Here is a 26,574-nt window from a genome sequence, read left to right on the forward strand (position 1 = left end):
TTGCTGTTTCTATAAGTCATCATCTTCTTTCTTGGATCATCTGTTAAATATTATACCACAAGTTGGACTTGGAAAAAGTGCAAGGTGATTGACTTTTCCTCAAGTCCAGCAAGGAAAAATACTAATTAGTAATTTTCGGCATTAGCACTTCTTCGTAAGATATAGCAGAGGCTTGTTAGCTAAGTGCTTTGCACTTGATGGCAAACGCCAATCACTAAGGTGACTTGGCTACCTCTCCCACTAACCTCGTTTGATTAGTAAAATCGACTAACAAATGCAGTGTCGCTAAACCGTTAAGCACTCCAACGAAAAATAGGAAACCTGATGATGAATCATACAAATTCAAGAAAGGTGAAGCTTTTTTCACAGGAGTGTAGGCGGGTTCAGTTATCAGTTGGCGCTCAGTCGTTCTAACTGCTGCTCCAGCTGAGCATAAGTCTCCTCTAGGCTACCATTATTGTCAATCACTCGGTCAGCTAGACGAATTTTTTTAGACAAAGGGAGCTGGGCAGCAATCCGATTTTCAGCCTCTTCTAAGGAGTAACCATTTCTCGCCATCAAACGCTCGATTTGCTGGTCCTCATCTAAGGCGACCAGCCAAATTTCGTCGAACCAGTCTTGATAATCTAGCTCAAAAAGTAACGGCAAATCCATAAAGAAAATTTTTTCAGACTTTGCTAGCTGATCTCGCCTTTTTGCCAGCTCCTGATGGATAATGCGATCTTGAAGATCAGCCGATTTCTTTCTGGCAGCTGGATCGTTAAAGATAAGTTGGGCAAATTTAGGGCGATCCAATTCTTGGTCGGGAGCCAAAATTCCAGTTCCAAAAGCTAAAATTAGGGCCTGATAGAGCGGTTTCCCTTTTGCTTGCAGGTCATGAACCAATTGATCAGCATCAATAACCTGATATCCTTTTTGTCTCAAATAGGCTGTCACCGTCGATTTCCCCGAAGCGATACCACCTGTTAATCCGATAATCTTACTCATTTCTTTTGACACTTGGGACAATAGTGGCTGCCCCGTCCTCCTACTTTTACCTTTTGAATCTCTGTTCCGCAACGCGGACAGGGTTCACCTGTTCGGCCGTAAACTTGTAGATACTTTTGCATGGTGCCGTCTTCACCTAAAGCGTTACGATAGGTTCGAATGGTCGATCCGCCCTTGCGAATGCCCAGCTGCAAAATACGAATAGTCTCATCATGCAGCCGCTTAATTTCTGCTTTTTTGAGACTGGGTGCCTGACGTTCTGGGTGAACTTTAGCTGCCCAGAGCACCTCATCAACATAGATATTTCCTAGGCCAGCAACTAATTTTTGCTCCAAGAGCAGCGGCTTGATGGGCTTATGAGAAGACAAGACAGCTCGCTCAAAGGGCGCCAACTTAAAATCTTCCTTGGTCGGCTCAGGGCCAATTTTCTTTTTGACAAAATAAGCCTCTTCTGCTGATTTTGCTAAGAGCTCAAATGTCCCAAACTTGCGGACATCTTGATAAACCAAGGTTGAGCCGTCATTCAATGTAAAGAAGGCATGAAAATGCTTATTGTTGGGTACCTCATCTGGAAAGAGCAGGTACTTGCCTTCCATACGCAGATGCGAGATTAACACCTGAGCGCCTAAATCAAAAATAAGGTATTTCCCTCGGCGGCGCATAGCGCAAATCGTTTGACCAGGCAGATTCATCTTAAAAGTATCCAAATCCGTCTTAACCATCTTGGGCACGCGCACATCTACTGATACAATCTTCTTGTTGACAATCAGGCCTTCCAAACCGCGCCTGACGGTCTCAACTTCTGGTAATTCAGGCATATCTAAAACATCAGGAACAGCCAGAAAAACTAATCGAAACAAGACTAAGACAGAGAAATTGGCTTTTCTATGCCTCTTATCTTTTTCATCAGCTCTTCCACTTGGATTCTAAGCTGATCCTTCCTTTCTTTTGATACTTCTTTGCTTTTTTAACAGCTTAATCCTTCAAACCTAACAAGCGCCTAGCATAGATAACCTGACCTGAATGCATGGCAGCATCATCAATGATCGACACCAGACGGGCACCGCGAGTGACCGCAGGTGTCCAAGAATCGTCCACAATATCATCAAGAGCGGCTTCATCAAGCGAGTTGAGGTAATCTTTAGTGAGCTTAGCAGCTGCTTCCAGATATCCCAGCGCAATACTCAGATCATCCACCTGAACTTTTTGGGCTTCCTCTAACGAGTGCTGCCAGTCTTGTGTGTCATCAGGCAAGTCCAAGTTGAACTTTTCTTTCCAGCCCTGAGCCAACCAAATCGGCTCTGTTTTTGCCAAGTCCGAAATCTGTAAATCCATTTCACGCGCAGTATGCCAAGCCAGCCAAGTCATAGATTTAATTTGACCTGAAACTTCTGCAGCTGGAAAACGATTGGCCTCTTCAACTGTTACTCCTTCAAATAATCGTTCAAACCGCTCCTGTGCGCGGTCAACACTTTCTACTAACATATCTAAATACGTCATATTATTACCTCCTCATGGCAAAAGCCGGGATCTCCCCCAGCTTTAAACCTTATTTGACATCTTCTTAATCAGCAAACCGCCTCAATTTATGGGGAAAGGCAGCGCCCTGCAAAAAATACTGCACGAGCTGAATGTGGGTGGTCACATCACTCAACAGCCAAGCATGACCCTTGTCGGGATAATAAGCATACTCGCTGGCTGGATTTTGACTTGCCAGTAATTGGTGCGATTCATGTATCGAACCCGACTCTTTTCCACCTGAAACAAAAAAGATAGGATTATCAACTCTCAGGTTTAATCTTAAGAGATTAGCTTGGGACATAGCACGGCGAAAAGAGCGCTTTGAAGCCTGCTGTAAATCAGCAACAAAGGTTCGATACTCTTCTTCAGGAACACCATCTTTTGCCATCATGCTGCTCATGAGTTTGGCGACTAACATCGTATTTTTGAGCAATGACATAGCATAGACACCAGCAATAACCTTCCGATAACCTTTGATGGGATAGTGGGCCATGCCATCGACAACAGCACGCTCAACCAAATCGGTATGTTTCGCTAGCAAGTTCAAAACGAGACCGCCACCCAGCGAAAGACCAACCAGATGCGGTTTACCGTGAGCTTTCACCTTGATAATGTCAGCAATCATTTCTGTCACATCAGCAAAATTTGTCCATTCGATATCACGACTATTGCCATGCCCAGGCAAGTCAATGGCGACACAGTGGAAATTATTTTTTAGTGCTGCCATGTGCTGCTGCCACATTTTACTGCTGGAACCCGAAGCATGCAAAAAGATTATCGTTTGTTTCTGTTCATGCCCTGTCTCTTCGATAAATAGGTTAGCTGTCATTGGTCTGTCTCCTCACTAAGCCCAACTTGGACTACAAGTCTATCTGTACCTCGCTCCCCCATTTCTGGGATCGGATTAAAAAGGTCCGCCGACCCTCATCGCTTTCTTATTTTCAGGCGACCCTTTAAACAGTCTACTAGACTGTTTAACTACCACGCAAGTGATAGCTCCAACAGTTTGGGGAACTGTTGGAGGAATCCCATGAACGTCAGTTCATGTCAATAGTAATCAACTGTGCGGAGGTGGGACGACGAAATCAATTTCTCCGAAATAATGATTTCTGTCCCGCTCTCAATACTCCTTCTTATTATAGCCAAAGTCAGCCAAGTCCAGCTTTTTATCACGCCAGTTTTTCTTAACTTTGACCCAGGTTTCAAGGTAAACTTTGTCCCCCAGCATGAGTTCTATGTCGCGTCTGGCCATCTTACCAATTTTCTTAAGCATAGCACCTTGCTTACCGATAATGATGCCTTTTTGGCTATCGCGTTCGACCATGATGGTCGCGCGGATATGAACCTTGTCTGTTTCTTCGTCGCGCCTCATAGATTCGATAACCACAGCTACGGAGTGCGGTACTTCCTGCTCGGTCAATTTGAGGATTTTCTCACGAATCATCTCAGATACTAAAAATCGTTCTGGATGATCTGTGATTTGGTCTTCAGGGAAATACTGAAATCCTTCTTCCAGATTATCCTTAAGAATGGTCAATAGGGTTTCCACATTATTACCCTGCAGGGCAGAGATTGGTACAATCTCTTTAAAATCCATCTGAGAGCGAAAATCTTCGATCTTTTCTAAAAGTTGGTCAGGGTGGACCTTGTCAATCTTATTGATGACCAAAATGACTGGAATCTTAGCTGCCTTAAGGCGCTCCATAATCATATTATCGCCTTTGCCACGCTCCTCATCGGCTGGGACCATAAAGAGCACCGTTTCCACTTCACGAAGGGTCGAATAGGCGGACTCGACCATAAAATCTCCCAGTGCTGTCTTGGGTTTATGGATCCCCGGTGTGTCGATAAAGACGATCTGCTCCGTATCTGTTGTATAAATACCCATGATTTTATTGCGCGTTGTCTGAGCCTTATCACTCATGATGGCAATCTTTTGGCCCATGACATGATTGAGAAACGTTGATTTACCAACATTAGGACGGCCTAAAATAGCCACAAAACCTGATTTAAACATACGATATAAAGAACGTTACAAGCAAAGTAAACATAGACCATTAACAGAAAATCAGGATTTTCTAAATGGCTCAGTTTTTACCCAGCCTTAATTGTGTTCAGGTCAGAACACAAACTCGTTCATTCCTTTCTATTCTAAGAAATAAGGCCAGCTGCCAATTGCAGCTGACTCAGTGAAAAAGCAGTGCCCAAATTTTTGGCACAAAGATAATAATGCCAGTGGCAACTGCGTAGCCTGAAATAACCAGCACAGCACCCGCAGCCATATCTTTGGCATTCTTGGCTAACATTGAAAAGTGGTAATTACTGGCTAAGTCAACGACATTTTCAATAGCCGAGTTAATAATTTCAAAGGTAATCACTAAGAAAATTGCCAGCAGCAAGAATAACCATTCGATAGCTGTAATGTGAAAAATAATGCCCGCTAAAGCAGCCAGAACAGCCGATATCCCATGCTTGCGCATGTTACGCTCTTCCTTAAAAGCTGTAAAGATACCGGTCAAGGCAAATTCTAAACTGGATGTCAGCGTTCGGTTTTTCCATTTCTTAGGTGAATTAGTCTCTCGTAAGTCCATAGGCTTCTAAAATCTCTTCCTGTAAAGTGAACATCTCTTTTTCTTCTTCTGGGGTATAATGGTCATAACCATTGATGTGCAGAAAACCATGAACAGCTAGAAACCCCATCTCACGCTCGAAGCTGTGGCCATAACTGTCAGCCTGCTCATGGGCTTTGTCAACAGAAATAAAGAGTTCGCCGATGTAGGCATCATAGTCTGCCATCATCTCTGCTAATTCAGGATTTTCAGCTAGATCTTCGTCAGAAAAAATGATGGGCGCTTCTGGCTTGTACTCCAAACTGACCACATCTGTCGGGCGATCCATGCCACGATATTCTAGGTTAATTTGGTGTATCGCCTCATTATCCACAAAAGTGACAGCCATCTCTTTATTTTCTTTGCCCAGCTTTTCGGCAGCAAAATTAAGCATGTCTCCGATCTGGGTCAGCATCTCTTGGGAAACCTGCTTGGTCTCATCAGTCATTTCAATATACATAACTCTTCCAATCTAATTATCTTTTTTATTATAGCATAAAAGCCTAACCTTCGGACAAAACAAAGAGAAGAGATAGGCCGGTGCATTGATGATTATTTCGTTTTTAAAACGGCTCTATTGCACCTACCGATACTCAAAAATAAGAGTGGCGATACAATCCTTTTCTTCAAAAATACATCAAACTGTTATCCTAGCATAAAGTTTTAGAAAAGATTTGTTTGCCACATTTTCTAGTTTCCCATTTTTTCCTGACAAATTTTAACTCTATCCATATTATAATCCAGTCCTACCAACGCGCCGTATCATTGGTCTATCTATTCGTCTACCGGATTAACTCTCATCAGTGGTTCATTGGTGCTAAAGTACCTCATGAACTGTGCAGGGGTAAGATTTCTTGACCTAGCCAATAAGTCTCACTCCCAACCACTGCGCCAAAAGTTTATGACAAAATAGGAAGACTGGACGAGTTTTCGCCCAGCCTCTTTACACTTATACACTTAAAAGGTTCTAAATTACTCCATTTCCTGTTCGTAAGCCTTGATAATTTCAGCCACAACTGGATGGCGAACGACATCCTTGGCAGACAGGTAGACAAAGTCAATCTGCTTGATAGCTTTGAGCTTCTCAATAGCATCAAGCAAGCCAGAGTGGCTGTTTCTTGGCAGGTCAATCTGACTGACATCGCCATTGACAATCATCTTAGAGTTAAAACCTAGACGAGTCAAGAACATCTTCATCTGCATGATGGTCGTGTTCTGGGCTTCATCCAGGATAACAAAAGCATCATCCAGAGTCCGTCCCCGCATATAGGCCAAGGGAGCGATCTCAATGATCTCGCGCTCCATAAGACGTGTGGTCTGGTCCTTGCCCAAAATCTGGTAGAGGGCATCATAGACTGGTCGCAGATAAGGATCCACCTTTTCCTTGAGGTCACCTGGCAGGAAGCCCAGACTTTCGCCAGCTTCAACAGCTGGACGCGTTAGGATAATGCGCTTGACTTGACCGCGTTTAAGAGCTGTCACCGCTAAGGTAACAGCCAGAAAGGTTTTCCCAGTTCCTGCTGGACCGATGCCAAAGACGACATCGTGATTCTTGACACTATCCACATAAACCTTTTGCCCCAGAGTTTTAACGCGGATAGGCTTACCATAATTATCCTTGATGATTTCTTCTTCATAGAGGGCGACAAACTGATCAATCGTTCCATTTTGGGCCATACTCAGGGCAGTAACAACATCGGAAGTATTGATCAGCATGCCTCGGTCCACTAAGACTAAGAGAGCCTCAATGGTCAAGCGGGCAATCTCCAAAGATTCCTCATCATCGCTGAGAATCTGCACCACTTCAGTTCTGGCATGGATAACCACGCCCGTATTTTCTTCAATCAATTTCAGATGACGCTCATTGCTACCGAAAAGAGCCATCAAATCATCGGGATGTTTTAAATTAATATCAACAGAATAGTCCTGCAAATAGGCTGCCTCTTTCTTTGCTTACTAGTGGTCTCATTATATCGTATTTGTCCAAAAAAAGCACGGTCAAATATACCTGCGCTAAAGTGGTGATTGTTTGATTTTTAGTAGTTAATCTATTGATATTTAATTTAATAACTGGAATAGATACTTATTTTTTTCTTCAAAATAGTCAAAGTAGCTTTCATCAACGTTATAAATACTGATAACAAGCTGCTTCAAGTTTGTCAGTAACTCTTTTAGTTTTTTATTATTCACTAGCTGACGATCTATTTCAGACAGACCATGGGCAATCTTATTTCTCATGGCATTCAAGACTAAAATCGGTTTGACCAGCCTTGTCAATTGGTTATCTTTTTCTAAACAGTCAATAATATTAATGAAGGAATGAATATTTAAAGTTGAGCGAGTATCATAGGGTTTGTTATCATCATAATTTTCGCCCATTCGTGCTTTAAAATCATCGCTGATATAATTATTAACCGTTTCAGCCAGAGGATGATTCTCATTAATTTTTGGTAACCCGTCTTCTGTCAAAATGAGATCGGAATAATTGGAATCAATATAGTCCTGAAGAACAAATTCTGCCAATGATTTAGATTTAATCAAGACATCAGCAATCAAACCACGCCTATTTATAATATCAATCAACAGGAAAGAATTGAACACTTTCCTTTGTTTTTCTGTTGCTTCTGCATCTTCTAGTAAGTCCGGTAAGATTTTTTGATATTTAAAAGAATCCATCAGCTTTTCTGTCTGAGAAAGAAGTTTTGCACGTTTTGAGTATGAAATAAGCTTTTTATTTTCCTTTTGAAGCAACAATTCGTAAGCACCTTGGTAATCATAATGAATGATCAATTCTCTCAAGTTGCGTTTGATTAACGATTGACTGAACTTCTCAGCATCTTCTTCAATAATCCGTTTTTCAGCATCCTGACAAGCATCTTTATTTTCCGATATTAACAGTTCTATATCTTTTTGATCATCTGGATTATTCCGATTGGACCCCTTTCGCGGTGTTGGTACTTGAATAGCCCTTACATTTAGATTATTAATCTTATTAATCGTGAACATTGCTGACGTCACTTGCGCTGTCGCACTTGATAAGTTGAGCAAGAACTCATCGTCCTCGTTAATATGCTTATTAATAATCTCTAGTAGCTGTTCATACATTCTATCAAAGCGAAAAACGTCGTTATCTGCTAAAATTTTAGAATCCACGACTATTTCAGGATGATAATCTGGTATAGAAAGAATGGCTTTTTCAATCCGTTTCTTCTTATGAATCATCCCTTCACTGTAAATCAAGATAATTCTTTCAGGTCTATAATGTCTTGAAATATGCAGTAAAGGACCATCATGATTGCCCCTGATTGGATCGGTATCACCGACTGCTGAAATTAATACCTTCATCTTATAACCCCTTATAATAATGCTAAACAGCTTTGGTTGAAATCATCATAAAACTGAAGCATTTGACTAGTGATCATTGTGCTTTCAATGATTAAAATTTTCATATTTTTGACTGCTTGTCCCAAATCTCTAATAGCGTCAGAATCAAGTTGATCAAGACTGTGGGCTATAACATTTCTTGAATGATTCAAATTCATGATTGGTTTAATCATCTCCCAAATTGCCCACATTTTTTTTTCTTTAAAATAGAGGCATAGTCCAATAAGTTCAGATAAGCTTTATCGTAGACATCCTCATAATCATCTACTGCATCGGGAAATTCTTTTGTAATCAAATAGTCCAACAGATATTCTGTCAAACTTTTGATACGAATCAAACTTTCAGACAAATTCCCTCGCTTCTTTTGTAAGTCTATCAAGAGAAAACTATTTAAAATTTTCTTTTCTTCATCACTTAATTTTTTCTTTTGAATTCCCCTTGGAAGCCCTTGCTTATTATGTGATTTAACAATATCCTTTAGCTTATCTCTTAGTAATTTCGAGTGAGGAAATTCAGCCACTTGCTCTAACATGTCTAAAGCAGCCTTATAATCATAATGACTAATCAGATTTCTGAGATTTCGTTTTAAGAGTGCTAAACTAAATTTCTCCGATTTATCTTCAACTGTTCGATCTTCATAGTTAACTTCATTATCAAAATTGTATTCAATCAAATCATGAATATCTTCTTTATTGGCATGAGAAACTTCTTCGTTTGAGCCATGGGCTGGGCTAAGTACCTGAACCGCTGTGACATTCATATCATTCAAGCGATTAGCAATGAAGAAGGCTGCTTTAATCTGGGGGGTTGCACTTGATAGATTAAGAATTAGTTCATTGTCCTTATCCAGATAAGTTTGGATAATAGAAGAAACTTTATCATACATAAGGTCAAAGTGATAGACCACTTCATCAGGTATAGTTTCACTGTGTGTGATGATTTCGGGATGGTATTTTGGAATTGAACGGATTGCCAATTCAATCTTTTCCTTTTTTTCAAACGTCCGTTCAGAGTAGATGATAACAATTTGATCAGGTCTGTACTTCCTTGCAATATGCAAGAGAGCACCATCATGAAAATCACGAATCGGATCTGTATCTCCTGTTGCAGAAATTAAAACTTTCATTCAATCTCCTTTATCGTAAAGTATGATTTTCCCATCTCGTATAAAGAGTCCTGATTTTTAATTAATCTCTTATCCTCATTAAACTGAGGTGCTTTCGTTAATTTGACAACGCCTTTTCCAACCATCTTTGTCTTCATTTTCACATACCGTTTCTGAACTATACCATTTGCTTGTCGCATCACTGTCTTCGTCCATACACCACTTCCACCACCCAGATAAATTGGATATTGAATATTATCTTGGATATATTCTTCTTTAGATTTTTCATTTAAAAAGAAAGACTTGTACTCTTGATAGAACTGACTTGCATATGTTGCCAATTCTGAAATGAGCTCGTAGGCTTTATCTGAAGTTGTTGTAATTGTAAACTGCAAACGCGTAAAAGGTTTCAACGACTCTCGATATAAAGGGATAGGCGTCACTTTATCCTTTTTAGGAGTTAAACTATAATCCCATTTCTGAACAATGGTAAGGTTGTCATTTTCTAAAGGCTGGCTGTCACTGACTCTAATGTCATGGAAAATATCATTTAAGGCTTGGCCTTTTTTTTGGCCCCAAGGAATAGCGCTTTTATACTCCTTAGGTTTACGTCCTTTTCGATCCACAAAATCCTTATTTTTCCATTTAGTATTCATCAAAATCGTACGAATGGCACCTTTTAAAGAAGAACCTGGGACGTAGGGCTGGCCTAAGCCATCTCTGATAAATTTAGAGATATCATTTAAAGTTCCACGCGTTGATTCGGTTTTCTCAAATCCCGTTTCTTCGAGGACATAGCCGCCAAAATTTCTCATTTGAATACCATTTTGATATAAAAAATCATTTAATCGTTTTTTCTTGTTTTTTGGCTCAATTAAAAAACGTTCGTATTTTTCAGCTAAACCTAGTCTTATCATTTCTTGATAAAACTTACCCATATCTGGAAAATAGTAATTTTTATTTTCATAAATGAACTCTCGAGACGTATATTTTTCCCCGCTGCCAATATGGATTGGAGCCAGTGCTACAACATCCATTTGAAATTGTCTGTAAGAATGTTTCATACTTAATCCTCCAATCGGTAAAATAAGGGCTTGGCATAATTCCACACTGGATGAGGAAAGTCATCTGGTCTAACATCAACAATCTGACCCGTAAAGGTTTGTTGGAAGGTGGAGCCAGATTTAAACTTATATAAGTCCTGTTTTCTGAAGTTTTCTGCTAAAGCTTGACTGAAAGCAAAACCACTTGATTTTTGCAGCAGATATTTTGCTCCTATCATGGCATTTTCTAATTCATCATCAAGAGGCAAACTGGTCGTCAATGTCATCACCAAGCCTTTATAATTACTGGTCAACCTAGCTTCCAATTTACTAGGAAGATCCAAAATCCTTAAATCAAAACGGCCGTAGCCGCTGGTACGCTTACCGCCTAACCCCGAAAACTGCAGAGAAGTCATCAGCTCATCAAACAATTCAGATTGACTGGCGATGACATATAAAGAAACGCTTTCTTCCTTCGGTACTGAAACTCCAACCTGATAAAGAGCTCCATCTACATGAGGCCTATTTTTGGTTACAATAAACTGTTCTGAATGTTTGTCACTGTCAATGACATCGCCTTCTAAAAATTTTGCTAATAACTCATATTTCATGAAATCGAGTTTCTTAGTTTTTTTAGCTTCTTGACGCAGGGTGACGGCATCTTTGGTTTGGTCAAACTTCTCGTATGAAGGAAAACCGATTGGCTTTGGCAAAAAAGGGACTGAATGATATGGAAAGGCATCTGTCATAGCAAAAGTATCTGACTGAGCCAGTTCCATCCATTCATCTAAGCGATTGGATTTCTTTGCTTCTAAAACCAGAGCTGAAAAAAGTCGGTCAGCAGAAAAAGTCATCTCTGAAAATTCAAGACTGCCGCCACCAAAGTGAGCCGAATTAAATTGTAATTGATAAAGTTTACAGGTCATATCAGACCTCCTCACCTAATAGAGCACTGATTGCTGCTGCATCGTAATCCCCGTATACCGTTTCTGCTTTTAAATCCTTAAAGGCCACCTTACCATAACCGCGGCTGCCAGAGCCACCGAGATAATCCATTTCAAGCAAGCGAATACCATCTCGTAAAATAGCTACATCCTCTGAAACCTGATCAATGCTTTTATCTGTAATCTCGTAAATCACCTCAAAGCCAAACTCACTGGTACGGATAGCCCGTTCAATCTGGCGTGGATTTGCTTCCGCTGTAATACGGTCAATCGTATTTTCAAATTTCACTTCTGTATAGCTGTGAACACCTTTAGCATCTAAGTCCTCTTTATTGGTCAAAAAAGCATCACGAAAGACCAAGCGACCAAGCTTATAGTCGGCATTTTTACTATTGCCGAATAGGCGGCTAATCTCATCGCTGTCATTTCCTAAATCACTGCTCGTATTGTGATTATAATCTGTCTTAGAGAGAAGGGCACGGATTTTTCCCTTGAGACTGGATCCCGGAATAATTGGCAAATGAGTCACAGGGTCTTTAATAACAGGAGAATCAACAGCTCCGATGGCTGCATAAGCGCTGCTTCCGCCAATGTGTAAACCGCTCTCCAAAAGTAGGTTAGCAGAAATTTTTACCTTTGCATATGTCATTAATCTTTACCTCCATAAAACTTAAAGTAGGCCACCAAGGCTTCCATGTAGCGACAAAAACGCTGCAAACTCGCAGTATCTTTAACCTCTTTTAAAATGTCCAAAATTTGGGCCCTTTCAACCAGCTCTTTGACCGGAAAAAAATCATTTCTACCTTTCTTAACTGAATTGCGACCTGATTGATAAACAAACTGCACTCTGAGATAGGCAAATTTATCATTCAGTTCTTCAAATGCCTTGACATTGCTTTCATCATAGAGACTGCTTGTCAAAGACAAAAGATTTCTGATTTGGCTAGTCGTTAAATAATAAATTGGTTCTCCATTTTTATCTGACTTTTTAGAAAGTTCTTTAATCACTCTTTCAGCTTTGTCAACATAGTTCTCATCTGTTAAAATCGCCATGCTATTTTTCCTTTCTTGTTTCGTAGATATAAAGTGTTAGTGCTAATTCCGCTTCTTTCTTAACCTGTTTACTGCCAGTAGCCCACTCGAAGAATTGCGCTTTAAATTGTTTAAAGGCTTCTTTATTCTCCTTTTTCGTAGCATCTTCCATACGAGAAAGATAATAAGCCAGTCGGGCAATATCCATTTTTTCTTGACTTTTTACCAATTCTAAGAGGCGGTAGACAAAGCCATGGCCCCTTTCATCTTGTTGATTAAAGAATTTGCGAATAAAAGCTAATTTACTTTCATAGATATCATTGATAAACTGATCAAACTGAAAAACAAAGTGCGAATCAAACAAGGCTATACTGTCCTTATCGTGATTTGGATTATCTTTGGCAGCTTCTTCTAAGTCCCCACTAACTCTAGCCATCAGGCTTACAGGCGTTTTATCAGTAAACAAACCAAGACCAGCTGATAAGGTTAATTTGCCATTGGTCCATTGGATGAATTGCTGCCTCAGCTCAATGGTGAAATCAATAATGTCTTGCCAAGTTCCAATCGCAAAGACATCATCACCACCAGCATAGATGATAGAAAGTTTTTTATCCTGAGCAAACTGGTTGATATAAACTTTGAAGAATTGGGTCATACTCCGTGAAAAGGTCGCTGTCCGTGAGAAAGTATTGAATTTCCCATGATCTTGGTAGGAGAAACCGGCCATAAAGCCAGCACCCAGATTGTCAACATCCAAGCGGACAACTGCTAAACGTTTGATCCCTGCTTGCTCTTCATTGGACAATTCATATTGTGAAGATAGAAAGGCATAGTCACTGATGTCCGCAAAAGCATAATCTCCAACAAAAACATGAGTTGCCAAAACTTGACCTGTCTGAAAATCGTTTTTGCTATATACTTTACCCTCACTGCCAGACTTCACTTTTTCTTCATCAGCAGCGGTCAAGTAGGCATTCGGTCCGATGGGAAGGCCAACTGGATTGGCTGAAATGACAAAATGAGTTTGACCGATGTTTTTAGCAAATTGGCGGAGTTCATCACAAACGGGACACAAGAATTGATCATTTGCTTCTCTCAGATTGCCCACAGCATGACAAATCGCACATTCTCTGCCTTCTTTTTTCCCGCCTCTATTTAAAACTAATAAGGTTTGCCAATCATAACGTGACAATTTTTTATCGGAAATTTGACGGCTGGCGCTTTGATAAATGGCACGATAAGACTGGGCTGAATGACTGCCGCTCATAATGTCTGCCGCCGCAAATTCGCTCCAGCCAAAGGCCACATAGAGCCTTGTTTGAAAATGCCCTGTTAAAAATTGGTTAAAAGATTTTTCAAAATTTGCCACGATTGCTTTCGTCTTGTCTGTATTTGGCAAAACAAAGTAGGCATGGCCGCCGCCCACATACATGAGATTGGCCCGTGTTAACTCTAGTTCCGTCAGCAAGCTGTCAACGATATGCTCACTCATAAAATCAAGATAAAGACTGCGTGCTTTTAACTGCTTCAAAGCGCCCTTAGTCGCAATATTATAAATGAAATTCTGAATTCCAGATAAGTCAAAACTTACGAGTAAAAAGGCCTTCTCTTGATAAAACTCCTTGCTCTGTAGGAACAAGTCCTGCTTAAAATTACTGCGTCCTGACGCACCCAGATAATCATAAATTGCCGCCCCAAAACCAGCTGTTAATTTGCTGTGCTCATAGAGTGAAATATCTGCCAATTCTTTTGTATTAGTCGAAGCAGGTACAAAAGACAAAGTAGCTTCCATCAGGTTTAAAGCAGAATCAATATAATCTTCATCAAAAGACATGACCTGAATGGTTGATTCAATGCGATTTAAAATCCCTGCATAAGCTCCCTTTGAAAATTTACTATTTTCCGGTCTTGGCATGTTCGGCCTATCTTTGACATTGAGCTCTTTAGGCTGGAAATAGCGCTCTGTTCTTGTTTGCCCAAAAGTATTAAAAATATCCGCTTGATTGGTGTAAGTATCCCAGATTGTTTGCGCAATTTGCCCATCTGCCTCCTCTTGGCTCTCTCGTCTGTCAATGCCAGATGCAATATTATCTGCTATATAGGTAATATAGGCGAGATTGTCAGGCTCTAAGTCTGACTGATAGTTGGCCATGTGATAACGGATTTGCTGGGAAATCGCTTTGTTATCGGAAAAACGCTCAAACCAGTCAGCACCAACAATCGCGTGCTTTCGATGCTCACCTGTCGCTCTCTGTACCACTTTACCAATATCGTGGAGTAAACCGCCATAAAATAAATCAATTTTTTCTTTCTTCAATACGAACACCTCCCATTCCCATGCTGGTTTTAACGCCGACACCCGAGAATTCGCCAAAAGTCAGGAGCATTTTGACAAAGGCTTTCAAGGTCGAAGCACCATAAAGCTTTATTGTTATCCTTCCTTGAAAGGCCGGTATTTTGCTCTTATGGACAGAGTAATAATGTGTCTGCAGCTGATAACTGGTAATCTTAGCATGCTCTGCCAGATAATCCAGTAAGGACTCATCAAAAGTATTCAAATCGGGATAAAGTCGGCTATACTTCTGCATCAGACTTTGAAAAATAAAGCGTACTGTAGGAAAAATACTGTACTCTCCCTTTGATTTAAAACTCGTCGGCGTTATAAATCTAATGGAAAAGGTGGGTTGATCACAATCCTCGTTGAACAAATGAATGAGCTGCTCGGACAATAATGATTTTATTTCTACCTTTTCAACCATAATCAAATGCTCATAAGAGTCTAACTGAATGTTATCCAAGCTTGTTAAAAAGTTTTTCAAGGCTTCACACATCTCATCTGTCAAAAGATTAATGTACCAAATTTGATGCTCATTTCTCGAAAGCACTAATGATGAATAGGGATTCGTTTCCTGCTGATGAAGGAAGGCTGCATCTTCCTGTGGCAGATGGCTGAGGAGAAAGCCCTGAAACTTGAGAGCTAACTCATTAGCCGTTAATTTTGTTTTCTTAAAATATATTGCTATTTGTTTCATTTTCGTACCTAAAAAGCGCCCTTCTGCATGAAAAGTATTTTTCACCAAAGAAGAGGCGCCCTTTTTCTTATTTAATTACCTGCATTTTACAACATTTCCCAGTGAATTTCAAGCACTTATACATATTTTTTGGAATAAATGTAAACAATTTTGTCCCCTAGCGAGGATTAGGGTTGTCTAACCGAGAAGTAATTGAATTAGAAGTTGTTAAAACTGCTGAGTTTTCGTCCCCTCCCGAGGTATAGAGTTTTCTAACGCGGATTATCTCAACTCAACAGCTTTTACAGCCAGCGTTTCCGTCTCCTCGCGAGGATTAAGGGTTTTCTAACGTTTTAAAGGTGTCATTAACAGTGTTGAGTTTAAGTTTCCGTCCCCTCTCGAGGATTAGGGGTTTCTAACAGAAGACGACTTCGAGTGAACACTGAATGACCGAGTTTTCGTCCCCTCTCGAGGAACAGGGGTTTCTAACAAAATGGGTTTTACAACTAAAGAGGTAATTAGTTTTGTTTTCGTCCCCTCTCGAGGAATAAGGTTCCTAACGCAGTTGTTGGGGGTCTTGGATTTATTTTATTAGGTTTCCGTCCCCTCCCGAGGAGTAGGGGTGCCTAACAACTCTGCTCCTATAGTTTAATGATAGAACACCGGGTTGTTTTCGCCCCCTCTCGAGGAATAGGGGTTTCTAACAAATCCAGAACCATTAAAAGAAGTCCCATATAAGTTTCCGTCCCCTCTCGAGGAATAGGGTTTTCTAACGGTAAAAACACAATCAATACTTTTTGATAACAATAGTTTCCGTCCCCTCTCGAGGAATAGGGTTTTCTAACGCGCCGAGTACAGTTTTAAGATACAAGATGATTTGGTTTCCGTCCCCTCTCGAGGAATAGGGTTTTCTAACAGCACATTTTGTGGACATGAAGCCCTAGTGCTACTATATCTAGTTAGATATAGCTTAGCCCTTTTTATCAGTCTATCATTTTTTATACCAGAACTCAATTATAGAAAAATTTGTCTCGCCCTTTCGTTCGCATGATGATCGGTGTCAAAAAGGATCCTTTCGTTTTCCCTTACCTTATAAACCCTTATACGATCCCCTTCTCTCTCTTGGTAATAATCGTCTAATAGCGTTAAAAGTTTAGTGTAGGAAGCCTTGCTAATTTTAATCTCGAAACAAGATTTTTGCACTCTGGTGCCAAAGGATTCAAGTAAATGTGATAATTTAAGCCTCCTTTTACTGCTGACAATATCATAAATGACAAGACAGTACACAACCTTTGGTTGGGCAAATTCTCTCTCATCATCACTTAAATTGAAAAATAACCCCATTCCTATTCTCCTGTAAAACTGACCAAATAAACAGAAGGATCTTCCTCTGCAAACGCTCGAATTAGCGAGTCGATCTGCATTTCGACCATATAGATAAAAGAATATCTCTTCTTATCACCCTCAATATAAGAATGAATTTCCAGCATTCGAGACGATAACGCCGTCAGAAAAAGTCTTTGCGCTTCTCTTGTCAAAAACAGTCCTTCTTCCGTCTTTGCAAAGCTATCTTGTCCAATACTGCCATTGCCTAGCATGGTCATCACCAAGTCATCTACGATAACTGGACGCCATTCTTCCATTAAATCGCTTGCTAAGGAAGCATGGTGTCCATAATTCTCATGAATCATTGCAAATCCTTGACTCAAGCCAGCCTTGCGTACCATGCCAATCATAAAACTATAAAGAATGCTATAGCCAAAATTAAGCAAGCTGTTAAAACAGTCCATGGCCGGACGCCGTGTCCGACCCGAAAAGGCAAAGGGCTCTGGAACTAGTAGTCCTAAAAAGTAGAAATAAGACTTGGCACACTTACCTTCATAACCCATCATTTCGTGGATACTTTCAGCTAGTGAAATCTGCTTTAAAGCTCTTGAAAATCGCTGATAATCCTCTTCATCAAGCAGGTTCTCCTGATCAAATGCCTTCAGTAGATTCATTTGGTTTTGGACCTTTGAAGATAGCATCCTCCTAGCCATATTTGTCCTAAAAGGAATATTAAAATGAGCCTTTGCTTGCTGTTCCTGCTTGGTAAAATTTTCTTCCCGCCCAGAGTCTACTGTTGCGATGTATCTACCATTATCAGTAAAAAAATGCGTATTGATTTTCTTTAATGATAGCTTTTTTAATAATTGGGTGGTTAACTGCGATTGGCCAAATATTAAGACATTTTCAATTTCGTCCAGTCCAATTTCTTCTACAATCTCCCTGCTATCGTTTCTGACAATCATTCTGCCTTCACATAAGGACAATTTTAAAGCCGAATCTTGAATATAAATATCACTCATTGTTTCATTACCCCCAGGTATTATTTTTGGCAAAGGAGAATATTCTATCACATCTATTATCTTTGTCAATAAAAAAACAACTATAAATTTAATAGTTGTTCGTAAGTATACGTCACATTTAATGACAAGAAAAGACGCTTCTAAATACTGGTTAAGTAGAGGTCACAAATAGGTTTGTCTTCACTTTCTCCTTTATAGTAACGCCTAGTGGGCCAAATAGTCTTCCCAAATCTTATCAAAATCGCCTAGGTTAAAACTAAAGCTGGCGTAGTCCTCTAAGTAGCGGCTGACTTCTTCAAAATTATCGGTATGCTTGGGAAAGGTGCTGTCGTTAAAGGCCAGATCTGCCAGCAAGGCTGCTGGTTCCTGAGACTTGGGATTGCGCTGGGTCATCAGCCAGGTATAAAAAGATTTTCTCATTGCTTATGTTCCTCCAAAAAATGGTGCTGGATTGCACTTGGGATTTTTCTTACTAAAACTTCTGATCCTTGCTCTCAGCTAGGTAGATCGGCTCTTTACTTGCGTTTTTTCTATTATAACACAAGAAAAAGCCCAGCCAGAAAACCAGCTTGACTCCTACCAATTGATGATTCGTTTTTAAAAAGAAACCTTACGGCTTCCCTTAATTTTATTTGGCCCGGCGAGTGTGACTAGCATGATTGGTGCGGGTTGCGGCAGTTCGCTTACCGTAATCCCCATAGCTACCATAACTGCCATAGTTGCCGTAGTTTTCTGATTTTTCATCCACCTTATTGAGGATAACACCGAGGAATTGGGCCCCGCTCTTTTCCATTTGCTCAATAGCCTTTTTCACAAAGCGGCTGCGAATAACGCCCGCTTCAGTAATAAGGACAGAAGCATCGCAGTCTTGGGCAATGATAGCAGCGTCGACAACCTTGCCAATCGGCGGTGTATCAAGCAAAACATAATCATAATGCTCTCTAACGGCTTCAATCATACGTTTGAAATTATCGCTTTGAAAGAGGGCCGTTGGATTAGGCGGCACCTGCCCAGCAGGAATCATGGTTAAACTAGGAATATTGGTCCGGCTGATAGTCGTTTGCAAATCTGCATTGCCTGAGAGGAAGTCTGTCAGGCCCTTGACTGGACCGTCCGGTTTGAAGCTCCCCATCATGACAGAATTTCGAGTATCCGCATCAATCAGAAGTGTTCGATAGCCAGCACGGGCAAAAGACACAGCCAAGCTCATTGTGGTTGTCGATTTCCCTTCCTTGGGTTGGACAGAGGTCAAGGCAATGACCTTAATGTCACTTCCGCTAAACTGGATATTGGCACGAATAGAATTGTAATATTCTTCAGCTTTATCAATTGTTTTTTCTTGTTTACTGGATAATTCTAAGTAACCCATAATTCCTCCTATAGGCTATTAATATCTGGAACAACCCCGAGTAAGGTCCGACCAAGAGCTTTTTCAATATCTTCACTCGTTTTGATACGGTCGTCAAGGGCTTCAAAGATTATCAAAGTCACAACTGCAATGAAACCTCCTGCTGCTGTGCCAAGAACCAGATTCTTCTTGATACGCGGTGAGGTTGGTGAGGTTGGAACCTTAGCCGTTTCAGCTGTTGTTACATCATCAACTCTGGTGACATCCTTAATTTTTTGAATAGCAACTTCGCGGACAGCATTAGCCAACCGACTAGCTTCCTGAGGACTTCTATCTTGGACAGCAATGGTAATGAGGCGAGTGTCAGTAGGTACCTGAACACTAACTTTTTTAGCCAGTTCATCCGAACTGATATCTAATTTTTCCTTTTTGACAACATCATCAAGGACATCTTGCGACTGGATGATTTCTTTGTAGTCATTAACCAAGTCCGTCCCTGCCTGAATATCCTGATAATTGATCGAGTCACTCGTGCTGTTATTGACGACATAAATCCGAGTTCCAGCTGTATAAGTCTTTGGAATAATGAATACACTGACAAACAAGGTTACAAAGCCGAATAAGAGGGCTACGAAAATAATTAAAAATTTCCGGTTCCATAATTTCTTAAGTAGGGCGAATACATCAATCTCAAACGATGCATTTTCTGCTGAAGTCATAGTCTCTCCTTATTAGTTTTCATTCTTGAGTAGAACGTGAATGTTTTCTTTAAATAGCTCTTGAGCTTTGGCTTCGCCATAAACCTTGGCAACAAGCTGGTAGGCCTGCTCCATATAAGGAGGGCGCTTATCCAGATTATGCATGTCGCTGGCGATGCAGTGGACAAGGTCCTGCTCTAAAAAGTAACGGCCTCTCACCTTAAAGCGTTTTTCCTTGTCTCCAAAAAGTTTTGGCTTGAGGACGTGGTTGCTGTTGACTTGAGTATAACAGCCCATATTGATAATTTCCTGAACTCGCTCAGGTTTTCCTTCTAAGGCATTATAGCGCTCAATGTGGGCAACAATGGGGGTAATCCCCAGCATCAAGACCTTAGTCAAGGCTTGATGAATATCTCTCCAAGGGGTAAGCATACTAAATTCAATCAAGGCGTAGCTTGTTCCAGCCATAGTTGGAACTGTGCCCTCTTCCAGCTTTTGTCGGAGATTCTCAGTATAGAAGAGCTCTCCCCCGTATAGGATAGTTAAATCAAGGAATTTTTCTTCCGCTGCCTCTTTAACTTGCAAAAAATTAGCATAGATTTTATCTTCAGGCGTTTCAAACATGTCTTTGCGCCGATGGGAAGTTGACACTATCGTACGCACCCCTTGTCGGTAACTCTCAGCAATCAGTGCTAGACTTTCCTGGAGCGTCTTAGGCCCATCATCCACATCAAAAACGATGTGCGAATGGATATCAATCAAGTCTATTTCCCTCCTAAGACATCTTTAATCTGATCACCGGCAGCACTGACACTCGCATCATCTAACTGCATCATGTAGAGTGAAGCACCTGGCATAGCATAAGATGGCAATTCGCCTGTCGAACCAGTTCCTGTAACAGACTGAGAGCTGACCTTAAAGGAAGCACCAGAGGCCAATTGGGTATTGGCAATCGTCATGATATCATTCAGAGGCATGTTGGTTTGGATAGAATCTTGCAAATTATTAGCAATCGAAGAAATCTTAGAGACAGACTTCGCAGATGCTAACTTGTTGATGATAGCAGTGATAACCTTCTCTTGGTTCTTACCGCGGTCATTGTCACCATTTTCCAGACTGTAACGCTCACGGACAAAGGCCAGAGCCCCTTGTGAATCGAGATGAACATTGCCGACTTCAAAAGTATAATCCTTGTTGGTATGGGCCGTGAAGGCTTGGTCATTATAAACATCAATCCCACCCAGCAGGTCAACTAACTTGAGGAAAGAAGTGAAGTTGAGGCGCGCATAGTAATCAATATCAATATTGTAGAGATTCTCTAAGGTCTTCATCGAGGTTTCAACACCATAGATACCAGCATGGGTCAATTTATCCTTTTGGTTATTGCCGCCATCAGGAATTGGTACATAGGCATCGCGTGGAGTCGTTGTCAAGAGTACCTTGTGAGTCTTGAGGTTGATGGTCGCAATAATATTAACGTCTGAACGGGAAACAGAGTTGATGGGACCATAAGTATCAATACCTGAAATATAGATATTAAAGGCGTTGGTATCAACCTTTTTCTTTGAGCTCGTTTTATTAGCGGTTTGAATTTTATAGGTGTAGATTTTTTTAACTTTTTTATTAAAGTCCTTATCTTGGCTTTCAATCAGGCTTGAGTAGGCACTGTTGAGTACGATAGCTTGGGTTGAACCTGCCATCAAGTCGCTGTAGGCTTGGGCATAGGAGTCAACATGATTGACGGATAAATTCTTAGACTGGTCTACCTTAATCTGCTTGATGAATTCATCAATATTCGTACCATCACTCTGAGTTGGTGCTTCCACAGCGTCAAGTTCTTTAACACTTTTAATCGAGCTGTCCTTAGGGACAACAACACTCATTTCAACCTCTGAATACTTAGTTGAGTTATTGAGGCCTCCGGCTAAATTAACCACTTTATTAAACCCGAGAAAGGTTATGGTCGATAGGACCGTAAAAATTACAAGCAAGAAGCTATTGACAAGTTTAGCTCTTCCCTTGACGGTCAGAAAAGCAGACAAAAGAAAAACAAGACCTAAAACCAGGGTCAAGATGACATTCAAATAACGGAAGGCCAAAAAATGATAGGTATACATGGTAAAGAGAGTCATACCAGTGACCGCCGTATAAAGTATAAATAATAAAATATTTACGAAATAATGCGTACTAAAACTTTTTGCCTTTGAGCGATTATGTCTTGCCATTAATTTTGCTTCTCCAGTATCATTTATTTATGGACTTATTATACCGAAATTTCATCTCAGTTCCAAGGAATTTTAATTCATTTTTAATATGTCTGTCATAATTTTAAAGATATTAAAAGTTAGAAAAAGCCTGTAAAATCAGGCCTTCTCCCCTAAAAAAACCGAAACAGAGATGGATAAAATTTTATTTTTAACTGAAATCATTTAATAAAAATTAAAGGCCGGCGGTTTGGCTCGCTTGATTAATCGTATCCAGACGAGCTTGGAGCTCATCCTTTTTAGATTGAGTGGATAGTTCATCAATAGCAGCCTGCGCCTCTTGGATGCTGTCGGCTGTCCGATTGGTGTCTGCTTCATCGACAGCAAGATTAGCTTTAACAATATTCAGACGTTCCTGATAGGCAGCTTTCTGGCTCTTATTGCTGACGTGATCAATTTCATCTTGAATATCTTCAATCTTATCTTGGCTTGGGTTATTTTCTAAATGCTCCAAATCAGATTCGACAGAATCATCCCCTTTATCGGATGAAGAGCTGGTTGAAATATGCGTTGGGGCGACTTCAACATTGCCAGTCTTGGCCGTATTGGAGCGCTTAGCCAGCATATACATTGCCAAAATTAAGATAAGTAAGATAATGCTTATCAGTAAATACAGTCTTTCACTTTTTTTGAACTTCATAAGTCCCTCTCTCTTTTTGATTTAAATTTGGAAAATCCTCGCCAGTTCATTCGCTCAAACCCTTCTAAAGCAACTAAACCAGCCATCTCCCCCTTAGAAATAATTCTTCCTGCTCAGCAATATCTCATCTGAGCAATCAAGCAAGCCTTATTCAAAGCGGATTGACCTGCCTTTAAAGCTGACTTAATTTTCATTATAGCTTATTTTGGCAATTATTCAAGTTAGTACAGACTTGGTGATACAAAAAGTGACTAGAAAATATTTCTAGCCATTTTTATGATATTTAGAGAAATTACCTAACCGCCCAAGTAGGCCTTGCGGACTTCATCAGATGCCAGCAATTCTTGACCTGTGCCGGAAAGAACAATTTTTCCAGTTTCAAGGACATAACCGCGATCAGCAATGGAGAGCGCCTTATTGGCATTCTGCTCAATCAGAAGAACCGTTGTCCCTTGCTTTTGAATATCCTGAATGATATCAAAGATTTCTTGGATAAAGATTGGGGCCAGTCCCATAGAAGGTTCATCTAATAATAAGAGCTTGGGCTGGCTCATAAGAGCGCGCCCCATGGCCAACATCTGCTGTTCACCACCAGAAAGAGTGGCTGCATCCTGATTTTTACGTTCTTCCAAACGCGGAAAGCGATCGAAGATTTTCTTTAGATTAGCCTGATTTTTATCCTTATCATTCTTGAGGAAAGCTCCCATTTCCAAGTTTTCTAAAACGGTCAGTCCCGGAAAAACATGACGGCCTTCAGGAACCTGAGCTAACCCGTCTGCTACGATCTTACGCGCAGCTACCTTTTGGATCTCATTACCCATGTAGGAAATGGTTCCTTGACTGGGACGAACAAGACCCGAAATCGTTCGAAGGATAGACGTTTTACCGGCACCATTAGCACCAATGAGGGATACTACTTCCCCCTCGTTGACTTCAAAGCTGACGTCTTTTACAGCTTCAATGGCACCGTAACTGACTGAGAGGTTTTCAATTTTTAACATAGACACTAGGCTTCACCTCCAAGATAGGCTTCAATAACGCGTTTGTTGGCCTTGATTTCATCCGGTGTGCCATGAGCGATAAGACGGCCATATTCCAGCACATAGATACGTTCGGTTACATCCATCACTAAATTCATATCGTGCTCGATTAGAATGATTGTGATTCCAAATTCTTCCTTAATCTTACGAATTAAGGCGGTCAACTCTGCCGTTTCCTGCGGATTCATACCGGCAGCGGGTTCGTCTAAAAAGAGAATTTTAGGTTCTGTAGCCAGAGCACGCACTATTTCCAAACGCCGTTGTTGCCCATAAGGAAGATTTTTAGCTAAAGTATTGGCATCGTTAGCCAAATCAAAGATTGCTAACAGATCCATTGCTTTTTGCTTGAGTTCCTTTTCACTTTGATAATACTTAGGCAGGCGGAAAATGGATGCCAAAATATGAGCGTTGTGACGATTGGCAAATCCAATTAAAACATTTTCCAAAACAGTCATATCCTTAAAGAGACGGATATTTTGGAAGGTTCGTGACAAGCCTAGTGAGGCAATTTTGTGCGGGGCCTTACCATTGATGAGGGTACCATCAAGTGTTACCGTACCTTCGCTGGGAACATAAACACCCGTCAAAAGATTAAAGAGAGTTGTTTTACCGGCACCGTTAGGACCGATAAGACCAACTAACTCACCTTCATTGAGCTCGAGGGAAACATCACCAACCGCAGTCAGTCCGCCGAAATTTTTGGTCAAATTTTTTACATCAAGAAGTGCCATCAGTGGTTGCCCTCCTTATTCTTTTTAAAGAAACGTGACAGAGTGAATTCTTTAGTTCCTAAAAGACCGCTCGGACGGAAAATCATTACCAAAATAAGGGCGATAGAGTAGATGATCATCCGAAGCTCCGATACATTTTGTAGGAACATGTTCAAGATTCCCAAAACAATCCCTGCGATGATCGTCCCTGTGATAGAACCCAGACCGCCGAGAACGGCCACGATGAGATAATCAATGGATTTCATCAATTGGAAATCTTTAGGGACGATGGTCCCAATATAGCTGACGTAGAGGGAACCGGCAATAGCTGAGATAACCGCACCGATTGCAAAGATTAGCACTTTTCTGTTGGTAACATTAACACCCATAGCTTCGGCTGCGATCTCATCCTCACGCAAGGTGATAATCTGACGTCCCATTGATGAGCGCAAAAGGTTTAATACAAGAATGGTAATGACTGCTACAAAAAGAAAGATGACTTGCCAAGTTGTATAAGGCAAAATTCCTGTTAGCCCAGCGGCTCCATTTGTCAACGTTCCGCCGTTAATGATTAAAATACGGATAATTTCCGCCATACCTAAGGTAGCAATGGCGAGATAATCCCCTTTTAAACGTAGGGTCGGCAAACCGAAAACAATAGCGACGACAGCTGCAATAACAGCGCCCACTAGGATAGACCAGTAGAAGGCAGCATAGGTTGGATAGTAGGTCGTAATGATGGCTGAAGAATAAGCACCAATAGCCATGAACCCAGCCTGTCCTAAAGTTAATTGACCTGAAAATCCTAAGACTAGATTAGTCCCCAAGCCCATCAAAATACTGATACCAATTCCCATTAGGATCTGGATATAGTAGAGGTTCAAAATACCACTGCTGGCTAAAATTTGCAGAACAGCATAGATGAGAGCAATCAGCGCAAGCCAGATAAGATTTAATTTTAAATTCTGTTTCATGTCTTACACCTTCTCTTTCACATTTTTACCGAGGATTCCAGCTGGACGAACCAAAAGGATAATGATCAGTACAATATAGACAATCGCATCGCGGTAGGTTGATAGGTTGACCGTATTTGCCAAAGTTTCCAAAATCCCGATAACAAAACCACCCAAGGCAGCACCCGGAATGATACCGATACCACCCAAAACAGCAGCGACGAAGGCTTTGATCCCAGGAATCATCCCCATCAAAGGATCAATAGAATTATAGTACAAACCAATCAGAACACCTGCTGCACCAGCTAGAGCTGACCCCAGTGCAAAGGTAAAGCTGATAGTTGAATTTACATTAATTCCCATCAGCTGAGCAGCATCACTGTCCACCGACACAGCCCGCATGGCCTTCCCCATCTTGGTTTTTTTAACAATGACTTGGAGAGCTACCATCAACACAATGGCCACAACCAAGATTAGGAGCTGAATATTGGTGACTGTCACTGGTCCTAAATCGTAATTGTGCTGTTGAATAGATTCAGGAAATGAACGAGGATTAGAACCAACAAAGTAAACCATCGTATATTCCAATAGGAAAGATACCCCGATGGCTGTAATCAAGGCTGAAATTCGCGTGGAATTGCGCAGAGGGCGGTAGGCTAAGAATTCAATCAACATCCCCAGCAAAGCCGTCAATACCATAGTAAAGATAAGGGCCAGCCAGAAGTTCATGTGGAGTCCATTGATGGCATAGTAGCCGATAAAAGCCCCCATCATGAAGATATCTCCATGAGCAAAGTTAATCAATTTAATAATCCCGTAAACCATGGTATAACCTAGGGCCAGCAGGGCATAGATACTTCCCAGAATAATACCATTAACTAGTTGTTGTGGGAGTTGTTCAAGTAACATAAAATACCAAACTTTCTAGTTTTATCCA

The 26,574-nt window shown here is 40.8% G+C and carries 29 protein-coding genes and 1 CRISPR repeat array; all 29 genes read right to left on the reverse strand.

Translation table 11 applies throughout. The features are described from left to right. Positions 1-390: 390 nt before the first annotated feature. The 29 genes from coaE to ACFSN5_RS08570 all read right to left on the reverse strand — a co-directional run bounded on the left by coaE (position 391) and on the right by ACFSN5_RS08570 (position 26,546). Entirely contained in the window at positions 391-987 is a 597-nt protein-coding gene (coaE, locus tag ACFSN5_RS08430; protein WP_277423764.1) for a dephospho-CoA kinase, read from the reverse strand. Further along, positions 984-1,805, reverse strand: a complete 822-nt coding sequence (mutM, locus tag ACFSN5_RS08435) for a DNA-formamidopyrimidine glycosylase (protein ID WP_165329360.1) — start codon at positions 1,803-1,805, stop codon at positions 984-986. Before mutM ends, coaE begins: the two co-directional genes overlap by 4 nt. 157 nt (positions 1,806-1,962) lie before the next feature. Further along, positions 1,963-2,487: a mycothiol transferase gene (locus tag ACFSN5_RS08440; RefSeq protein ID WP_004226236.1), complete on the reverse strand. Its 525-nt coding sequence runs from the start codon at positions 2,485-2,487 to the stop codon at positions 1,963-1,965. Between the two features lie 64 nt (positions 2,488-2,551). Continuing rightward, the gene (locus ACFSN5_RS08445) at positions 2,552-3,337 is read right to left on the reverse strand and encodes an alpha/beta hydrolase (RefSeq protein WP_165329359.1); all 786 of its coding nucleotides are present in this window, start codon (positions 3,335-3,337) and stop codon (positions 2,552-2,554) included. Positions 3,338-3,628: 291 nt separating this feature from the next. After that, entirely contained in the window at positions 3,629-4,525 is an 897-nt protein-coding gene (gene era / locus ACFSN5_RS08450; protein ID WP_004226332.1) for a GTPase Era, read from the reverse strand. Positions 4,526-4,694: 169 nt separating this feature from the next. Then, complete coding sequence (dagK, locus tag ACFSN5_RS08455; protein WP_004227245.1) at positions 4,695-5,099, reverse strand: diacylglycerol kinase; 405 nt, start codon at positions 5,097-5,099, stop codon at positions 4,695-4,697. Beyond that, positions 5,080-5,577: an rRNA maturation RNase YbeY gene (gene ybeY, locus ACFSN5_RS08460; RefSeq protein ID WP_004227867.1), complete on the reverse strand. Its 498-nt coding sequence runs from the start codon at positions 5,575-5,577 to the stop codon at positions 5,080-5,082. The genes dagK and ybeY overlap by 20 nt, the downstream gene beginning before the upstream one ends. 512 nt (positions 5,578-6,089) lie before the next feature. Next, positions 6,090-7,049, reverse strand: coding sequence for a PhoH family protein (locus ACFSN5_RS08465; RefSeq protein WP_165329358.1), 960 nt, complete (start codon positions 7,047-7,049; stop codon positions 6,090-6,092). Between the two features lie 126 nt (positions 7,050-7,175). Beyond that, positions 7,176-8,462 (reverse strand): type III-A CRISPR-associated CARF protein Csm6, encoded by a 1,287-nt coding sequence (csm6, locus tag ACFSN5_RS08470; protein ID WP_165329357.1) that lies wholly within the window; start codon positions 8,460-8,462, stop codon positions 7,176-7,178. Between the two features lie 11 nt (positions 8,463-8,473). Next, entirely contained in the window at positions 8,474-8,674 is a 201-nt protein-coding gene (locus tag ACFSN5_RS08475; protein ID WP_350018439.1) for a hypothetical protein, read from the reverse strand. After that, entirely contained in the window at positions 8,671-9,627 is a 957-nt protein-coding gene (gene csm6, locus ACFSN5_RS08480) for a type III-A CRISPR-associated CARF protein Csm6 (RefSeq protein ID WP_241154262.1), read from the reverse strand. Before csm6 (ACFSN5_RS08480) ends, ACFSN5_RS08475 begins: the two co-directional genes overlap by 4 nt. Beyond that, positions 9,624-10,670: a type III-A CRISPR-associated RAMP protein Csm5 gene (gene csm5 / locus ACFSN5_RS08485; RefSeq protein ID WP_165329356.1), complete on the reverse strand. Its 1,047-nt coding sequence runs from the start codon at positions 10,668-10,670 to the stop codon at positions 9,624-9,626. Before csm5 ends, csm6 (ACFSN5_RS08480) begins: the two co-directional genes overlap by 4 nt. Positions 10,671-10,672: 2 nt before the next feature. After that, positions 10,673-11,575, reverse strand: coding sequence for a type III-A CRISPR-associated RAMP protein Csm4 (gene csm4 / locus ACFSN5_RS08490; protein WP_165329355.1), 903 nt, complete (start codon positions 11,573-11,575; stop codon positions 10,673-10,675). 1 nt (position 11,576) lies between these two features. Beyond that, entirely contained in the window at positions 11,577-12,242 is a 666-nt protein-coding gene (csm3, locus tag ACFSN5_RS08495; RefSeq protein WP_165329354.1) for a type III-A CRISPR-associated RAMP protein Csm3, read from the reverse strand. Continuing rightward, positions 12,242-12,646 carry a type III-A CRISPR-associated protein Csm2 gene (gene csm2 / locus ACFSN5_RS08500; protein ID WP_165329353.1) on the reverse strand — a complete coding sequence of 135 codons (405 nt, stop codon included), beginning with the start codon at positions 12,644-12,646 and terminating at the stop codon, positions 12,242-12,244. The genes csm3 and csm2 overlap by 1 nt, the downstream gene beginning before the upstream one ends. A 1-nt stretch (position 12,647) precedes the next feature. After that, positions 12,648-14,942 carry a type III-A CRISPR-associated protein Cas10/Csm1 gene (cas10, locus tag ACFSN5_RS08505; RefSeq protein ID WP_165329352.1) on the reverse strand — a complete coding sequence of 765 codons (2,295 nt, stop codon included), beginning with the start codon at positions 14,940-14,942 and terminating at the stop codon, positions 12,648-12,650. After that, positions 14,923-15,657, reverse strand: a complete 735-nt coding sequence (cas6, locus tag ACFSN5_RS08510) for a CRISPR-associated endoribonuclease Cas6 (protein WP_165329351.1) — start codon at positions 15,655-15,657, stop codon at positions 14,923-14,925. The genes cas10 and cas6 overlap by 20 nt, the downstream gene beginning before the upstream one ends. A gap of 146 nt (positions 15,658-15,803) precedes the next feature. Beyond that, positions 15,804-16,552: a CRISPR direct-repeat array (repeat unit 36 nt; unit sequence GTTTCCGTCCCCTCTCGAGGAATAGGGTTTTCTAAC). Positions 16,553-16,650: 98 nt separating this feature from the next. Next, complete coding sequence (cas2, locus tag ACFSN5_RS08515) at positions 16,651-16,980, reverse strand: CRISPR-associated endonuclease Cas2 (RefSeq protein ID WP_165329350.1); 330 nt, start codon at positions 16,978-16,980, stop codon at positions 16,651-16,653. A 2-nt stretch (positions 16,981-16,982) separates the two neighbouring features. Continuing rightward, positions 16,983-18,035, reverse strand: a complete 1,053-nt coding sequence (gene cas1, locus ACFSN5_RS08520; protein ID WP_241154261.1) for a CRISPR-associated endonuclease Cas1 — start codon at positions 18,033-18,035, stop codon at positions 16,983-16,985. Positions 18,036-18,188: 153 nt separating this feature from the next. After that, positions 18,189-18,404: a YozE family protein gene (locus ACFSN5_RS08525; RefSeq protein WP_004226230.1), complete on the reverse strand. Its 216-nt coding sequence runs from the start codon at positions 18,402-18,404 to the stop codon at positions 18,189-18,191. Between the two features lie 208 nt (positions 18,405-18,612). Beyond that, entirely contained in the window at positions 18,613-19,353 is a 741-nt protein-coding gene (locus ACFSN5_RS08530) for a tyrosine-protein kinase (RefSeq protein WP_165329349.1), read from the reverse strand. 8 nt (positions 19,354-19,361) lie between these two features. Further along, positions 19,362-20,051 (reverse strand): Wzz/FepE/Etk N-terminal domain-containing protein, encoded by a 690-nt coding sequence (locus tag ACFSN5_RS08535; protein ID WP_165329348.1) that lies wholly within the window; start codon positions 20,049-20,051, stop codon positions 19,362-19,364. 12 nt (positions 20,052-20,063) lie between these two features. Continuing rightward, positions 20,064-20,792, reverse strand: coding sequence for a capsular polysaccharide biosynthesis protein Cps4B (gene cps4B / locus ACFSN5_RS08540; protein WP_165329347.1), 729 nt, complete (start codon positions 20,790-20,792; stop codon positions 20,064-20,066). A 2-nt stretch (positions 20,793-20,794) separates the two neighbouring features. Further along, on the reverse strand, positions 20,795-22,255 hold the full coding sequence (locus tag ACFSN5_RS08545) for an LCP family glycopolymer transferase CpsA (protein WP_165211678.1): 1,461 nt from the start codon (positions 22,253-22,255) through the stop codon (positions 20,795-20,797). Positions 22,256-22,469: 214 nt separating this feature from the next. After that, a complete protein-coding gene (locus tag ACFSN5_RS08550) occupies positions 22,470-22,934 on the reverse strand; it encodes a hypothetical protein (RefSeq protein ID WP_165329346.1) in 465 nt (154 codons plus the stop codon). 296 nt (positions 22,935-23,230) lie between these two features. Further along, the gene (locus tag ACFSN5_RS08555; protein ID WP_165211684.1) at positions 23,231-23,941 is read right to left on the reverse strand and encodes an ABC transporter ATP-binding protein; all 711 of its coding nucleotides are present in this window, start codon (positions 23,939-23,941) and stop codon (positions 23,231-23,233) included. Beyond that, positions 23,941-24,705 (reverse strand): ABC transporter ATP-binding protein, encoded by a 765-nt coding sequence (locus ACFSN5_RS08560; RefSeq protein WP_165211687.1) that lies wholly within the window; start codon positions 24,703-24,705, stop codon positions 23,941-23,943. The genes ACFSN5_RS08555 and ACFSN5_RS08560 overlap by 1 nt, the downstream gene beginning before the upstream one ends. Further along, complete coding sequence (locus ACFSN5_RS08565) at positions 24,705-25,658, reverse strand: branched-chain amino acid ABC transporter permease (RefSeq protein ID WP_004227852.1); 954 nt, start codon at positions 25,656-25,658, stop codon at positions 24,705-24,707. The genes ACFSN5_RS08560 and ACFSN5_RS08565 overlap by 1 nt, the downstream gene beginning before the upstream one ends. Positions 25,659-25,661: 3 nt before the next feature. Next, a complete protein-coding gene (locus tag ACFSN5_RS08570; RefSeq protein ID WP_165329345.1) occupies positions 25,662-26,546 on the reverse strand; it encodes a branched-chain amino acid ABC transporter permease in 885 nt (294 codons plus the stop codon). Positions 26,547-26,574 lie beyond the last annotated feature (28 nt).

The organism is Streptococcus tangpeifui (assembly GCF_044503215.1).
Classification (GTDB): Bacteria; Bacillota; Bacilli; order Lactobacillales; family Streptococcaceae; genus Streptococcus; species Streptococcus tangpeifui.

Coding starts and splice junctions, on each gene's coding strand:
- ACFSN5_RS08535 (WP_165329348.1), bottom strand. CDS start 20,051: ATGACTTCAGCAGAAAATGCATCGTTTGAGATTGATGTATTCGCCCTA.
- ACFSN5_RS08545 (WP_165211678.1), bottom strand. CDS start 22,255: ATGGCAAGACATAATCGCTCAAAGGCAAAAAGTTTTAGTACGCATTAT.
- ACFSN5_RS08525 (WP_004226230.1), bottom strand. CDS start 18,404: ATGAGAAAATCTTTTTATACCTGGCTGATGACCCAGCGCAATCCCAAG.
- csm3 (WP_165329354.1), bottom strand. CDS start 12,242: ATGACATATGCAAAGGTAAAAATTTCTGCTAACCTACTTTTGGAGAGC.
- era (WP_004226332.1), bottom strand. CDS start 4,525: ATGTTTAAATCAGGTTTTGTGGCTATTTTAGGCCGTCCTAATGTTGGT.
- ACFSN5_RS08560 (WP_165211687.1), bottom strand. CDS start 24,705: ATGGCACTTCTTGATGTAAAAAATTTGACCAAAAATTTCGGCGGACTG.
- csm5 (WP_165329356.1), bottom strand. CDS start 10,670: ATGAAACATTCTTACAGACAATTTCAAATGGATGTTGTAGCACTGGCT.
- ACFSN5_RS08445 (WP_165329359.1), bottom strand. CDS start 3,337: ATGACAGCTAACCTATTTATCGAAGAGACAGGGCATGAACAGAAACAA.
- ACFSN5_RS08550 (WP_165329346.1), bottom strand. CDS start 22,934: ATGAAGTTCAAAAAAAGTGAAAGACTGTATTTACTGATAAGCATTATC.
- csm6 (WP_165329357.1), bottom strand. CDS start 8,462: ATGAAGGTATTAATTTCAGCAGTCGGTGATACCGATCCAATCAGGGGC.
- coaE (WP_277423764.1), bottom strand. CDS start 987: ATGAGTAAGATTATCGGATTAACAGGTGGTATCGCTTCGGGGAAATCG.
- ACFSN5_RS08530 (WP_165329349.1), bottom strand. CDS start 19,353: ATGGGTTACTTAGAATTATCCAGTAAACAAGAAAAAACAATTGATAAA.
- cas6 (WP_165329351.1), bottom strand. CDS start 15,657: ATGAAACAAATAGCAATATATTTTAAGAAAACAAAATTAACGGCTAAT.
- ybeY (WP_004227867.1), bottom strand. CDS start 5,577: ATGTATATTGAAATGACTGATGAGACCAAGCAGGTTTCCCAAGAGATG.
- ACFSN5_RS08475 (WP_350018439.1), bottom strand. CDS start 8,674: ATGATTAAACCAATCATGAATTTGAATCATTCAAGAAATGTTATAGCC.
- csm2 (WP_165329353.1), bottom strand. CDS start 12,646: ATGGCGATTTTAACAGATGAGAACTATGTTGACAAAGCTGAAAGAGTG.
- ACFSN5_RS08570 (WP_165329345.1), bottom strand. CDS start 26,546: ATGTTACTTGAACAACTCCCACAACAACTAGTTAATGGTATTATTCTG.
- mutM (WP_165329360.1), bottom strand. CDS start 1,805: ATGCCTGAATTACCAGAAGTTGAGACCGTCAGGCGCGGTTTGGAAGGC.
- ACFSN5_RS08565 (WP_004227852.1), bottom strand. CDS start 25,658: ATGAAACAGAATTTAAAATTAAATCTTATCTGGCTTGCGCTGATTGCT.
- ACFSN5_RS08440 (WP_004226236.1), bottom strand. CDS start 2,487: ATGACGTATTTAGATATGTTAGTAGAAAGTGTTGACCGCGCACAGGAG.
- csm4 (WP_165329355.1), bottom strand. CDS start 11,575: ATGACCTGTAAACTTTATCAATTACAATTTAATTCGGCTCACTTTGGT.
- cas2 (WP_165329350.1), bottom strand. CDS start 16,980: ATGGGGTTATTTTTCAATTTAAGTGATGATGAGAGAGAATTTGCCCAA.
- csm6 (WP_241154262.1), bottom strand. CDS start 9,627: ATGAAAGTTTTAATTTCTGCAACAGGAGATACAGATCCGATTCGTGAT.
- dagK (WP_004227245.1), bottom strand. CDS start 5,099: ATGGACTTACGAGAGACTAATTCACCTAAGAAATGGAAAAACCGAACG.